Genomic DNA, 12,483 nt, shown 5'->3' on the forward strand with positions numbered 1-12,483 from the left:
TCAGCTATTGTGTACAAACACGCCTGAATGGGAGAACGACGATGATCCGCACATTAATTTGCGCAATGGCACTCGCAAGCTCTGCTTCAATCGCAATGGCCTGCACTGGCCACACCGAGCAAACTCAGTCCTGCGCACCCGGAACATATTGGGACGCTGACAGCCACAGCTGCGCAAAAATCGTCAATAGTTGAGAAAATCTTTCCTACTTGTGAATAAATGCGAGCCAGCGGTTGTTAGCTTTTTTGTAGATCACGCTATGCTTGATCAGAGCAGCCCTGAGAACGGAGTAGGAATATGCGTCTCATTTTAGTTTCAGCCATTGCCCTTCAGGCCTTTGCATTCGCACCGGTCGTTTATGCCGCAGGCGGAGGGGACAGCAGCCCGCCAAAGCCGACGAACACGTCCAAGAAATGCTTCTTTGGCCGCGTGTTTGACGAAGAGCGGGGGCGGTGCGTCAAACCGGATAAAACCAATTTCACCGAAGATCAGCTTTATGACGCAGTGCGCGAACTGGCCTATGACGGCCAATTCCAGAACGCTCAGGAAATCTTGCGCATCATGGATCAAAACGATGATCGCGTGTTGACCTACTGGGGCTTTACCTACCGCAAGATGGGTGAGTTGGAGCTGGCGAATGCCTTCTACGAGGACGCTATTTCTGCCAATCCGGACAACATTTTGGCGCGCAGCTACATGGGCCAGGGTTTCGTCGCCGAGGGCAAGACGGACCTAGCGATCGAGCAGTGGCGAGAGATCAAGGCGCGCGGTGGCGAAGGCACTTGGGCCGAGGCGTCGCTGCGTGAAGCCATCCAGACCGGGCTGACTTACAGCTACTAGGCTTCAGGGAATATTTACCCGACTCTCTCTATCCTGCACGTGACACATATCTTGGCACCGCAGGCAGATGCAGAACGCAAATTCATTGGTACAACTGAATCCCGGGGCGACAGCCCCGGGGATTGAATCAGGGGAAGAAGACACTCAGATCGTTCCCAAAGCGCTCAGCCGCAAGGAAAAGGCGGCCATCGTGGTACGTTTGCTGTTGAACGAGGGCGCGGAGATCCCGTTGGAAGAGTTACCTGACCCCATGCAGGAACAATTGACCCATCAGCTGGGACATATGGGTTTGGTTGATCGCGTAACCCTGGCCGCCGTTGCACGGGAGTTTGCAGACGCGCTGGACAGTATCGGATTGTCCTTTCCGCACGGGCTGGCCGGGGCGTTGGACGCCGTGGACGGCAAGATTGCGCCAACGACTGCTGCACGCCTGCGCAAAGTTGCGGGGGTGCGCCAGATCGGTGACCCCTGGCAAAGACTGCGCGAAGTCCCCCCAGAGGAACTAGCCGAAATGGCGGCCGCCGAAAGCACCGAGATTGCGGCCGTCATGCTTTCCAAGCTTGAAACGACCAAAGCGGCACAGTTGCTGGGTCACTTGCCCGGCCCTACAGCACGCCGCATAACTTATGCCATCTCAAAAACCGGCAACGTGACCCCCGAAGCTGTCGAGCGCATCGGTTGGTCGCTGGCCGCTCAGTTAGACCGGCGCCCAACACCGGCTTTCCTGGATGGCCCAGCGGCTCGGGTCGGTGCGATTCTCAACCAGTCCGCTGCCGCCACTCGGGATGGTCTATTGACAGCGCTGGACGAAGAAGACGCTGAGTTTGCCAATACGGTGCGAGAGGCGATTTTCATCTTCTCTCACATTCCCGCTCGTGTTCAGCCGCGAGATATCCCAGCAATTTTGCGCGGTATAGAACAATCTCAATTGGTGACTGCTTTGGCCGGAGCGTCAACGCCTCAAGATGAAGCGGCGGCAGAGTATGTACTTTCAAACATATCATCCCGCATGGCCGAAAATCTGCGCGAGGAGATGGCCGAACGCGGCAAGGTCAAACAAACCGATACTGATGAAGCCATGGCTCAGGTTGTGGCCGCCATTCGTGCTCTGCTGGATGAAGGGGCGATTCAACTGATCGCAAGCGACGAGACCGCTGACTAGAGCCGATATTGCGCGCGGTGGAATTCGTTGCCCTTGTGATCGCAAGACGGGAACTGTATGTCTGATCCGGCAATTCACAACACCGGTGCGCCCTTCCCATGCCCGTCGAGAAGTCGGAACTGAGCCGATTTGAGCTTGGAAAATACTACGTTGCAAATCTGTTCCTAAAAACCGTGATCGGCGGTATGCGGCTATTGCCCTACGAGCGCCGCATCGCGACCATGGGCGCGATCGTGCGGAGGCTTGCTCCGCTGGTCGGATTTCGCGCGCGCGTTCAACGGAACCTGAAACTAACCTGCCCTGAGCTTACACAGGACGACATCGAGCGGATCTGCGCTGCGGTTCCCGACAATGCCGGGCGGGCGATTATGGAACATTTCTCGCCCGAGGATTTCACCCAACGCCAAAGCGGTGCCAAAGTGTCGGGTCCCGGAGTTGCCGCGTTTGATTCCGCAGTTGCGGAAGGTCGTCCGGTGATGATGATCACCGCGCATTTCGGGCATTACCTGGCCGCACGCATCGCTTTGCAGTCCCGCAGCGGAAAGCCAATCGGGTGCCTGTTTCGCCGCATGGCCAACCCGTACTTCAACGAGATGTATGTCGATGCCTTTCACCGAACCGGCAAGCCGATGTTCGAACAGGGTCGCCGTGGGATGGTCGAAATGGTTCGATCCCTCAAAAAGGGCGGGATCATCGCGATTGTTTCGGACTTGCACGCCCATGGGGGCGAGGAATTGACCTTTTTCGGCAAACCGGCGGTCACATCTGTTCTAAATGCCGAACTGGCGATGAAATACAAGGCGCTGCTGATTCCGTGTTACGCCGTACGCCAACCCAACGGGATCGATTTTGAGATCGTGCTTCATGATCCGGTGCCACATACGGACCCGAAGACCATGACGCAGTTTACCAATGATGACCTGGAAGCGATGGTGCGTCAGAACATGGGACAATGGTTCTGGATTCACCGGCGTTGGAAAGCTTGGAAAGGCCTGGGCGTTCAGCCCGAAGACATGCCCTGATCACTCAACGCGCGCCGCGGCAACAATCGGACCATGCCCTGCCCTTTGCACCAGAACGACCGCAGGTTGTTCCAGTGACACAGACGCTGTGAACGTCTGCGGAGCAACCCCATCCCATTGACCGGCAGTCTGCCAGTTTTCGACAACATTGGCGTAGTCCAGATCATGCCCCGCCAATTCTCCGCGCCGGATCGACGCATGCCGAAGCGGTGAATATTGGACGATGAATACGTCATAGTCGTCGTCTGGCAGCTCGACCGGGGTCACGCTCACTGTGACCTCGTCACCCGACCGAACGGCATTCACTTTGGCTTCAGGCGCTGCGGTCAAATGTGCTGCGATCAAGCTTTCCAGTTCGCTCGTTTTTGCACCGACAACATCCTGTTGCCCGTTGATAACCATCTGAGGGGTGTAGATCATCGACCGACCGCCCTCGCGCGCATAAGCCCGCTGCCGTGTGGTGTGCGCGGGGTCGGCATATTCGTCCTTCCACCCGATATAGTCCCAGTAGTCCACGTGTAAGGCGAGACCGATAACATCGCCCCGCTTTGCAAGGTCGTGCATGATGCGATCCGCCGGAGGACAGGAAGAACACCCTTGCGAGGTGAACAGCTCAACCACCACCGGGTCAGAATCGGCGTGCGCGGCCGAGGTGACAAGAATGGATAATAGCGCGACGGCTGCGGATTTTATCATCGGAATTCCCGGCATGATGGGTGACAGAGTCAATCTAATCGGTCTTGGCTTCACCCACCAATCAAGGTTTCTTGATGCCTTTGACACCTTCAGGCGTAAAAATGTGTGCAATGGTATACAAAAATTGCCGCAGGTGGCCTGTTGGACCTTGAACCGCGCGCGTGGGTGATGCAGATACCCCCCAGCGAATCCCATATTCCACGTCATTTGAGAGGGAGGCCACAGATGCCCATCAAAGTCGGACAGGATACCGCCAAGACACGCCGCAGCCTGAGCGTGAATGGCACGTCCATTTCCTATTATTCGATCCCCGCCGCGCAAGAGGCCGGTCTGGGTGATTTCTCGAACCTGCCCGCCGCGCTGAAAGTCGTGCTGGAAAACATGCTGCGGTTCGAGGATGACGGTTTCTCGGTCTCGGTCGATGACATCAAGGCGTTTGCCGAATGGGGCGCGAAAGGCGGTAAGAACCCGCGCGAGATCGCCTACCGCCCTGCCCGCGTTCTGATGCAGGATTTCACCGGTGTTCCGGCAGTTGTTGACCTTGCCGCGATGCGTGACGGGATCAAGGGTCTGGGCGGCGACGCACAGAAGATCAACCCGCTGAACCCGGTCGATCTGGTCATCGACCACTCGGTCATGATTGACGAGTTCGGCAACCCGCGCGCCTTCCAGATGAACGTCGACCGCGAATATGAGCGCAACATGGAGCGTTACCAGTTCCTGAAATGGGGCCAGAACGCGTTCAACAACTTCCGCGTCGTGCCCCCCGGAACGGGCATCTGCCACCAGGTGAACCTGGAATATCTGGCCCAAACCGTCTGGACCGACACCGATCAAAACGGTGAAGAGGTCGCCTACCCCGACACGCTGGTCGGCACGGACAGCCACACCACCATGGTCAACGGCATGGCCGTTCTGGGCTGGGGTGTCGGCGGGATCGAAGCCGAGGCCGCGATGCTGGGTCAGCCGATCTCGATGCTGATTCCCGAGGTTGTGGGCTTTGAACTGACTGGCGCACTTGTCGAAGGCACCACCGGCACTGACCTTGTTTTGAAGGTCGTGGAAATGCTGCGCGAAAAAGGCGTTGTGGGCAAATTCGTCGAGTTCTACGGCGAAGGTCTGGATCGTCTGCCGCTGGCCGACCGCGCGACCATCGCGAACATGGCCCCGGAATATGGTGCGACCTGCGGCTTCTTCCCGATCGACGGGGAAACGCTGCGCTACATGCGCAACACCGGTCGTGACGAGGACCGAATCGCGTTGGTCGAAGCCTACGCGAAAGAGAACGGTTTCTGGCGCGGCGCGGATTATGCGCCGATCTACACCGACACGCTGTCGTTGGATATGGGCACCATCGTTCCGGCGATCTCGGGCCCGAAGCGCCCACAGGACTATGTCGCGCTGACCGACGCCAAGGCCGCATTCACCAAGGAAATGGCTGAAACTTTCAAACGCCCAATGGGCAAGCAGGTTGAAGTCAAAGGCGAGAATTACGGCATGGAATCGGGTAAGGTCGTGATCGCCTCGATCACCTCCTGCACCAACACCTCGAACCCCTACGTGATGATTGGCGCGGGCCTTGTGGCGCGTAAAGCTGCCGCATTGGGACTGGACCGCAAACCATGGGTCAAAACCTCGCTGGCACCGGGATCCCAGGTTGTCTCGGCCTATCTTGAGGCCGCTGGCTTGCAGGACGATCTGGACAAGATCGGCTTTAACCTTGTGGGCTATGGGTGCACGACATGTATCGGAAACTCGGGTCCGATCCAAAGGGAGATCTCGGAAGCCATTTCCGAAGGCGATCTGGTCGCCACTTCGGTCCTTTCGGGCAACCGAAACTTCGAAGGTCGGATTTCGCCGGATGTGCGCGCCAACTATCTGGCCTCACCGCCGCTGGTCGTGGTCTATGCGCTGGCAGGAACGATGGATATCGACCTTACGTCCGAACCCGTTGGACAGGACAAAGACGGCAACGATGTTTTCATGAAAGACATCTGGCCAACGCAAAGCGAAATCGCTGAGCTGGTCGAAGCGACCGTGACGCGCGAAGCATTCCAGTCGAAATATGCGGATGTGTTCAAGGGCGACGAGAAATGGCAAGGCGTAGAAGTTCCGCAGCAGGAAACCTATGACTGGCCGCCGACCTCAACCTATATCCAGAACCCGCCCTATTTTCAGGGCATGGGGTCCGAGCCCGGCACGATCTCGAACATCGAGAATGCCAAAGTTCTGGCCATTCTGGGCGACATGGTCACCACCGACCACATCTCGCCCGCTGGATCCTTCGCGACGACTACGCCCGCTGGCAAGTATCTGACTGATCGTCAGGTACAACCGCGCGAGTTCAACTCTTATGGGTCGCGCCGCGGCAACCACGAGGTTATGATGCGTGGCACATTCGCCAATATCCGCATCAAGAACGAGATGCTGGACAGTGTTGAGGGCGGCTATACCAAAGGGCCCGATGGCGAGCAGACCTCGATCTACGATGCGTCGATGGCCTATCAGGACCAGGGTACGCCACTGGTCGTCTTTGGCGGCGAACAGTACGGCGCGGGTTCCTCTCGTGACTGGGCGGCCAAAGGTACGGCACTGCTGGGTGTGAAGGCCGTGATCGCGGAAAGCTTCGAGCGTATCCACCGCTCGAACCTGGTTGGCATGGGTGTGATCCCGTTCGAATTCACCGGCGGGGACACCCGCAAGTCGCTGGGATTGAAGGGGGACGAGACGGTTTCGATCAGCGGATTGGATCGAGTGGAGCCGCTGCAAGAACTGCCCTGCACTATCGTCTATGGCGACGGAACTGAGAAGACGATCACCCTCAAGTGCCGCATCGATACCGCGCCCGAGATCGAATACATCGAAAACGGCGGTGTTCTGCAGTACGTCCTGCGGAATCTGGCCAAAGCCAGCTAAGCCTGCGATTGCCTTAAGTATGACAGGGACGCCCAAGGGCGTCCCTGTTTCTTTTTGCGAGTCGCCACCTCGCATTCCGGAGTATTTGGAAAAGATGAAGTTGTAGATGCGTAGATTTCCGGCTTTGGTGTGGCCAGGAGGCGCATATGGAAAAAGTAGTTTTGGTAACCGGCGGCGCGCGCGGAATCGGGCGTGCGATTGTTGAAGATCTAACGCAAGACCACCGCGTGGCGTTCACCTGGCTTACGACGGCACCTGATCCTTCTCTGCTCCAGAATACGTTGGGCGTGCAATCCGATCTGACTAAATCAGATCAACCTGCCGCTGTAGTGACTCAGGTGATCGAGAAGTTCGGGCGGTTGGATGTGATCGTCAACAATGCAGGTTTGGTACGGTCTACGCCGAAAGAGGATTTTCGGGCGGAAGAGCACCGCGCTATTTTGGATCTGAACCTCTTGGCTCCGGCGGCCCTACTTGCTGCCGCGTTACCACATTTGAAGCGAGGCGCATCAATCATCAGTATTTCGTCCATGAACGCGGTGCTGCCTCCTCGTGATGCGGTGACTTATGGGGCGAGCAAGGCAGCGCTCAACCTTTGGACCCGCGCAATGGCCAAGGAACTGGGGCCGCAGGGCATACGTGTGAACGCGGTGGCACCGGGCGCGATCAACATTCCAGAAGCGCCCCGGTCCGAGGAATTGACGGAGTTGTTCGTCAAAGACACGGCTTTGGGTCGTGCCGGTCGACCTGACGATATCGCGGGGGCGGTGCGGTTTTTGGCGTCAGACGACGCCGCGTTCATCACCGGTGAGGTGCTTAGTGTCACCGGCGGGTATCGCCTTTAGCCACCGGCCGCTTTTTCCAACGCCGGTCGGATCGTGCTTTCAATAACGCGCTGCGTAATGGGGCCGGCAAATCGCAGGATGATCGTGCCTTCGCCATCAATCACATAAGTTTCCGGAACTCCGTATACGCCCCAATCGAGCCCCATGCGGCCTTGCTCGTCACGGCCAATTCCGGTGTAAGGATCACCCAGTTCAACAAGGAAAGCTTCGGCATTGTCCAACTGATCCTTGTAGTTGATGCCGTAGACCGGAATCCCCTCGTCCGACAGCGCCTGCAGGTTTGGGTGCTCGACACGGCAGGGCGCGCACCAGCTGGCCCAATAGTTGACCAATTTCACCTCTCCATCGCGCAGGGTAGCGTCGTCAAAATTTGCTTTACCCTTGAACTCGGTCAGGACCACGGGCGGCGCCGCCTGGCCTTCGCGGGCAGAGGGCAGCGCATTTGGGTCATCGCGGAACATGCCAATCCCCGCCAACACGGCAAATGCACCGAAGATCAGTGGTGGCGCAATCATGAGAGGCGAGATTTTAGCCATTGCGCATCATCCTTTGTTCGACTTTCTCCATTTCCGCGCGGACCTTGCGGCCCCGTATCACGCTGAACAGGATCAGCGCCACCAGCAGCGCAATGGATACGACATAGGACCAGAGAACGGTGTCCGCATATTTTCCAAGATCAGGGATCATCCATTTACCCTTTCCCGAGCAAGCAGCGCCTTGATCCGGCGCGCGCGAATTTCTGTGCCCGTGCGATAGAGAACCAACGCAACGAACAACAGCACAAACCCGATGATGCACAGCAGCAGCGGATAAAAGTAGATATTGCTGACCTTTTCTTCTGTATCCGTGCCAATTACAGCAGCCGCACGCATGACGGATGCGCCCTGATGCAAACCCTGATTCCAGAAGTTCACCGCGTAACGGCTGAGAATTGCAAATACCGATCCCACCAGACACAGGACCGAGGTCAGGTCGGCAGCAGTATCCGGGTCGTCAATAGCTTCCCACAGGGCGACATAGCCCAGGTAAAACAAGAACAGGATCAGAAACGAAGTCAGGCGCGGGTCCCACTCCCACCAGGTGCCCCACATAGGCTGGCCCCAGATCGCTCCGGTCGCGAGTGCGATCAGCGTCATGACGATGCCGATCGGGGCGGCGGCGCGAGCCGCCAATGCACTGACGTGATGGCGACGGATCAGCCAAACCAACGACGTGGCCAACATCATCAGCCAGCAATTAATCGCCATCAGCGCCGAAGGCACGTGCAGGTAGATGATCTTGACCGTCGAACCCTGTTTGTAGTCATCCGGTGTGAAGAAGAATCCCCAGATCAGCCCGACGACGATGCACGCGATCGATGTGAACCAGAAGAACGGCATCACCCGTTCGCTGGTGGCAAGGAACTTGCGTGGGTTGGCGTATTCCCAGAGGGCGTTGGCTTTGGCTGCGATAGACATGGGCCTTATCTAGTCCGAGTCGGGTGCTTTCTCAATTGACCTCCATCAAACGGAAAGCAGGTCACCGAAGGTTGATACGCAATACGGCGGCGCTGGCAAAGGGCAGCAGGGCGATTGTGGCGGCTGTAACCCCGGCCAGCATCAGCAGCGGGGTCTGGGTCTCCATCCCGGTTGCGCCACGGCGCGCCACTTCGGCCCCGTAAATCAGCGTGGGCACATAAAGCGGCAGAACCAAGAGCGACAGCAACAGGCCGCCGCGTTTCAGGCCCACGGTCAGAGCTGCGCCGAAGGTGCCGATGACGCTCATCGCCGGGGTGCCTATCAGCAGCGAGATCACCAGCCACAAGAACCCCTGCGCAGGCAGGTTCAGCAGCACGCCCAAAAAAGGCGCGGCCAGAACCAATGGCAGGCCGGTGGTCAACCAATGGGCCAGCGCCTTGATCGTAACAACTGCCTCAAGCGGCAGCGGCGCGGTGGCCAGCAGGTCGAGCGAGCCGTCTTCCCAATCCAGTGCCAACAGGCGGTCCAATGACAGCAGGCAGGCCAGTAGCGCACCCAGCCAAAGAACGCCCGGCGCGATGGTCGACAGCAGCGAGGATTGCGGCCCGACCGAGAACGGCACCAGCACGGTGACGATCAGAAAGAAGGCAAGGCCGAGGCCGAACCCTCCGCCCGCGCGGAAGGCCAATTTCAGGTCGCGCAGCAGCAGGGCGATCACAAGAAACCTCCGTCGAAATCGTCGATGGGTTTGGGTTTGGCCTTGTTGGGGCCGACATCCAAAACCTCTCCGTCCAGACCGAGGTCGATATGGGTAGCGATCAGGGCGGACCCACCCTGCCCCAGATGTGCACGCACCGCGTCGGCGAACATCTGCACCGCGCTTTTGTCGAGCGAAACTGTCGGTTCATCCAGCATCCAGATCGGCCGTCCCGTGACCAGCATGCGCGCAAGCCCCAAGCGGCGCTTTTGGCCAGCAGACAGGTTGCCTGCGTGGCGGTCTGCCAAATCGTTCAGAGCAAAAGCGTCCAATGCAGCCTGGATGTCGTGCGTACCGAAGACAGACGCCCAGAAGGTCAGGTTTTCGACAACCGTCAGCGTAGGTTTCAACCCATCGGAATGTGAGGCATAGGCGATCTGATCCTCTGCCCCTTCAATGTGTCCTTCCAGCGGCGGTTGCAGGCCAGCCAATGTGCGCAACAAGGTTGTCTTGCCGATACCGTTGGGGCCACGCAGGATGAGCGCTTTGCCGGGGTTCAGCGCAAAGCTGAGCCCTTCAAGCACGGGCACCCCGCCACGTGCGATGGCCAGATCGGTCACGGTCAATGTCATGTGGCCCGCTTAACGGATTGTACGGGCGGACAAAAGGACGGAATTGCCGCAGAGCTTGATGGCTGGTCTGTGTGGCGATTTCGCGAGTGAGGGGCCAGCCCCTCAAACTCCCCGGGATATTTTTGGCCAGATGAAGGGGAACCCTCAGACAGGAATGAGGGCCAGCGCGATACGGCGTCCTTCGGACAGAAGCACGTTGTAGGTGCGGCAGGCGGCAGGAGAATTCATGATTTCCACGCCAATACTTGCGTTTTCCAGACTGGCTCGCAGCGCAGTTGGAATGTGTGCGAGTTCTGCTCCGGTGCCGATGAAAAGGACATCAATGTGATCGGCAAGCTGCAACAAAGGCGCGTCGTCGGTGTAACCGCCCCATTCTGCAGTGCCTGCCGGGCCTGTGATAACCGGGCCATTGTGAAGCTCTCCACCGATGCGGAAAAAGCCGGGGCCGTAGCCATCTACCGGGGTGGCGTTGGTATAGGTGATCTCATTCAGGCGCATGGATGCGTTCTAGCCCCAAAGCGGCAGGCCCGACAAGGCCGCAAGTGCGATCGCGACATAGGCAGCGGCGCGGTAGAGCCGTTCGTAATCCGGCCGGAACAGCCAGCCACCCAACCAGTTGCCCGCCAGGTTTGGGACGGCCAAAAGCAGGCCCAACAGGACTGCGGACGTCGTGACGCGGCCCATCCCGGTGAGATACCCGAATAGAAGGAAGTCAAAGGCGAACAGGAACAACAGGATCGTTGCGCGAATGACGGCAATCGGCAAGGGGCGCGACATGTAAAACAAGATGACCGCAGGACCGGGTAGACCCGCGACGCCGCCTAGGAAACCTGCCGCGCATCCGATACCCGTTACCATGAGACGACTCACCTGCCCTTGATAGCGCAGCCCGAGGATCAAGATTGCCAACATTGCGAGCGCCAGCAAGCTTACGGCATAGCGGAACACATCCGGATCGACCTGAGTGAGCCCCCACAGACCAATCGGTAAAACAAGCGCGCACCCGGCCACCAGCCGCGCCAGATCGCCTCGGTCAACGTCGCGCCAGGCTTGGCGCAAGTTTGGAAGCGGGCCAAAAATGTCCATGATGGTCAGGCCGATCAGAGCACCGAATGGGCCGAGGAACGGTGTGGCGATGGGCAGGAAGATCAGTGCGGTTCCAAAGCCGGAAAAGCCGCGGATAATACCGCTGAGCAAGGCTGCGCAAAAAATGATGGCCAGCCCCGCTGGGGGCTGGCCAAACAGATCAGGCGTCGATGTTTGCAAACTGGTTGCCCGCCGTGTTCGACGGTTTGGACCAGTCGCGCTTGACCCCCAGCCACAGCAGAATGGTCGAGGCCACGAAGACCGAAGAATAGGTCCCGACGATCACACCCCAGATCATCGCAAAGACGAAGCCGCGGATAACGTCCCCACCCAGCACATAAAGCGAGATCAGCGCCAGCAACGTGGTCACCGATGTCATGACCGTCCGGCTGAGCGTTTCGTTGATCGAGATGTTCAGAACATCTTTGAGGTCTTTCTTTTTGTACTTCCGCAGGTTTTCACGCACGCGGTCGAACACGACAACGGTATCGTTCAGCGAATAGCCGACAATGGTCAGCAATGCCGCGATGATGGCGAGGTCAAATCGGATTTGCAGTTCCGAAAAAATGCCGATCGTCAGGATCACATCGTGGACCAGAGCGGCCACGGCCCCGAGCGCAAACTGCCATTCGAAACGCAGCCAGATGTAAACAAGCACGGCTCCGATCGCGAGGACGACGGCGATCACGGCGGTCTGAATCAATTCGCCTGAAACTTTCGGCCCTACGGATTCGACCGACACAAATTGGATGTCGGGCGCGGCCAATTTCAGCGCCTCTTCAACGGCTGTGACCGTGGCCGCCGAGACGGCTTCGGCATCGGCCTGAGCCTGAATGCGGATCATCGCCACGTTTTCGTCTTCGCCAAAAGTGGGATCGAAGATTTCGGTGATCGAAACATCACCCAATTCCAACGGCGTAATGGCGTCACGATAGGCGCCTACGTCGATTTCCTGCGCGGATTGGGTCCGGATCGTGGTCCCTCCGCGGAAGTCGATGCCGAAATTCAAGCCCTGCAGCATAAACGAGACGAATGCCACAACCATCATCAGGCCAGAGATACCCAGCCAGACCTTCCAGCGGCTGAAAAAGTCGAACGAGGTGTTTTGCGGTACGAGTTTCAGTCTCATG

Annotated in this window: 14 protein-coding genes; 5 read left to right on the forward strand and 9 right to left on the reverse strand. The window is 58.2% G+C overall.

Annotated features, from left to right (window positions below; genetic code table 11):
- Positions 1–297: 297 nt before the first annotated feature.
- From ACR0CR_RS03160 to ACR0CR_RS03170, 3 genes are all read left to right on the forward strand, one after another.
- Complete coding sequence (locus ACR0CR_RS03160; protein ID WP_480596653.1) at positions 298–840, forward strand: tetratricopeptide repeat protein; 543 nt, start codon at positions 298–300, stop codon at positions 838–840.
- Between the two features lie 67 nt (positions 841–907).
- On the forward strand, positions 908–2,002 hold the full coding sequence (locus tag ACR0CR_RS03165) for a flagellar motor switch protein FliG (protein WP_480596654.1): 1,095 nt from the start codon (positions 908–910) through the stop codon (positions 2,000–2,002).
- A 98-nt stretch (positions 2,003–2,100) separates the two neighbouring features.
- Positions 2,101–3,024, forward strand: a complete 924-nt coding sequence (locus ACR0CR_RS03170; RefSeq protein WP_480596656.1) for a lysophospholipid acyltransferase family protein — start codon at positions 2,101–2,103, stop codon at positions 3,022–3,024.
- On the opposite strand, the gene ACR0CR_RS03175 is transcribed toward ACR0CR_RS03170, so the two are convergent.
- Positions 3,025–3,720, reverse strand: a complete 696-nt coding sequence (locus ACR0CR_RS03175) for a DUF1223 domain-containing protein (protein WP_480596658.1) — start codon at positions 3,718–3,720, stop codon at positions 3,025–3,027.
- A gap of 225 nt (positions 3,721–3,945) precedes the next feature.
- Between ACR0CR_RS03175 and acnA the strand changes: the two genes are divergently transcribed.
- Both acnA and ACR0CR_RS03185 read left to right on the forward strand, forming a co-directional pair.
- On the forward strand, positions 3,946–6,636 hold the full coding sequence (acnA, locus tag ACR0CR_RS03180; protein ID WP_480596660.1) for an aconitate hydratase AcnA: 2,691 nt from the start codon (positions 3,946–3,948) through the stop codon (positions 6,634–6,636).
- A 146-nt stretch (positions 6,637–6,782) separates the two neighbouring features.
- Positions 6,783–7,481 carry an SDR family NAD(P)-dependent oxidoreductase gene (locus tag ACR0CR_RS03185; RefSeq protein ID WP_480596661.1) on the forward strand — a complete coding sequence of 233 codons (699 nt, stop codon included), beginning with the start codon at positions 6,783–6,785 and terminating at the stop codon, positions 7,479–7,481.
- On the opposite strand, the gene ACR0CR_RS03190 is transcribed toward ACR0CR_RS03185, so the two are convergent.
- From ACR0CR_RS03190 to secF, 8 genes are all read right to left on the reverse strand, one after another.
- Complete coding sequence (locus tag ACR0CR_RS03190; RefSeq protein WP_480596663.1) at positions 7,478–8,017, reverse strand: DsbE family thiol:disulfide interchange protein; 540 nt, start codon at positions 8,015–8,017, stop codon at positions 7,478–7,480. The genes ACR0CR_RS03185 and ACR0CR_RS03190 overlap by 4 nt on opposite strands.
- Positions 8,010–8,168 carry a heme exporter protein CcmD gene (gene ccmD, locus ACR0CR_RS03195; protein WP_480596665.1) on the reverse strand — a complete coding sequence of 53 codons (159 nt, stop codon included), beginning with the start codon at positions 8,166–8,168 and terminating at the stop codon, positions 8,010–8,012. The genes ACR0CR_RS03190 and ccmD overlap by 8 nt, the downstream gene beginning before the upstream one ends.
- A complete protein-coding gene (locus ACR0CR_RS03200; protein WP_480596667.1) occupies positions 8,165–8,938 on the reverse strand; it encodes a heme ABC transporter permease in 774 nt (257 codons plus the stop codon). The genes ccmD and ACR0CR_RS03200 overlap by 4 nt, the downstream gene beginning before the upstream one ends.
- Before the next feature lie 61 nt (positions 8,939–8,999).
- The gene (ccmB, locus tag ACR0CR_RS03205; RefSeq protein ID WP_480596669.1) at positions 9,000–9,656 is read right to left on the reverse strand and encodes a heme exporter protein CcmB; all 657 of its coding nucleotides are present in this window, start codon (positions 9,654–9,656) and stop codon (positions 9,000–9,002) included.
- Entirely contained in the window at positions 9,653–10,267 is a 615-nt protein-coding gene (gene ccmA / locus ACR0CR_RS03210) for a heme ABC exporter ATP-binding protein CcmA (RefSeq protein ID WP_480596671.1), read from the reverse strand. Before ccmA ends, ccmB begins: the two co-directional genes overlap by 4 nt.
- Before the next feature lie 144 nt (positions 10,268–10,411).
- A complete protein-coding gene (locus tag ACR0CR_RS03215) occupies positions 10,412–10,765 on the reverse strand; it encodes an Mth938-like domain-containing protein (protein WP_480596673.1) in 354 nt (117 codons plus the stop codon).
- A 9-nt stretch (positions 10,766–10,774) separates the two neighbouring features.
- Positions 10,775–11,533, reverse strand: coding sequence for a TSUP family transporter (locus tag ACR0CR_RS03220; protein ID WP_480596675.1), 759 nt, complete (start codon positions 11,531–11,533; stop codon positions 10,775–10,777).
- Complete coding sequence (secF, locus tag ACR0CR_RS03225; protein WP_480596677.1) at positions 11,514–12,482, reverse strand: protein translocase subunit SecF; 969 nt, start codon at positions 12,480–12,482, stop codon at positions 11,514–11,516. Before secF ends, ACR0CR_RS03220 begins: the two co-directional genes overlap by 20 nt.
- Position 12,483: the final 1 nt, after the last annotated feature.

It is taken from the genome of Ruegeria sp. AM2 (assembly GCF_056540685.1).

What these genes read in the sequence shown, in the direction of transcription:
- ACR0CR_RS03160 (WP_480596653.1), top strand. Translation starts at nt 298, where the DNA reads ATGCGTCTCATTTTAGTTTCAGCCATTGCCCTTCAGGCCTTTGCATTC.
- ACR0CR_RS03165 (WP_480596654.1), top strand. Translation starts at nt 908, where the DNA reads ATGCAGAACGCAAATTCATTGGTACAACTGAATCCCGGGGCGACAGCC.
- ACR0CR_RS03170 (WP_480596656.1), top strand. Translation starts at nt 2,101, where the DNA reads ATGCCCGTCGAGAAGTCGGAACTGAGCCGATTTGAGCTTGGAAAATAC.
- ACR0CR_RS03175 (WP_480596658.1), bottom strand. Translation starts at nt 3,720, where the DNA reads ATGATAAAATCCGCAGCCGTCGCGCTATTATCCATTCTTGTCACCTCG.
- acnA (WP_480596660.1), top strand. Translation starts at nt 3,946, where the DNA reads ATGCCCATCAAAGTCGGACAGGATACCGCCAAGACACGCCGCAGCCTG.
- ACR0CR_RS03185 (WP_480596661.1), top strand. Translation starts at nt 6,783, where the DNA reads ATGGAAAAAGTAGTTTTGGTAACCGGCGGCGCGCGCGGAATCGGGCGT.
- ACR0CR_RS03190 (WP_480596663.1), bottom strand. Translation starts at nt 8,017, where the DNA reads ATGGCTAAAATCTCGCCTCTCATGATTGCGCCACCACTGATCTTCGGT.
- ccmD (WP_480596665.1), bottom strand. Translation starts at nt 8,168, where the DNA reads ATGATCCCTGATCTTGGAAAATATGCGGACACCGTTCTCTGGTCCTAT.
- ACR0CR_RS03200 (WP_480596667.1), bottom strand. Translation starts at nt 8,938, where the DNA reads ATGTCTATCGCAGCCAAAGCCAACGCCCTCTGGGAATACGCCAACCCA.
- ccmA (WP_480596671.1), bottom strand. Translation starts at nt 10,267, where the DNA reads ATGACATTGACCGTGACCGATCTGGCCATCGCACGTGGCGGGGTGCCC.
- ACR0CR_RS03215 (WP_480596673.1), bottom strand. Translation starts at nt 10,765, where the DNA reads ATGCGCCTGAATGAGATCACCTATACCAACGCCACCCCGGTAGATGGC.
- secF (WP_480596677.1), bottom strand. Translation starts at nt 12,482, where the DNA reads ATGAGACTGAAACTCGTACCGCAAAACACCTCGTTCGACTTTTTCAGC.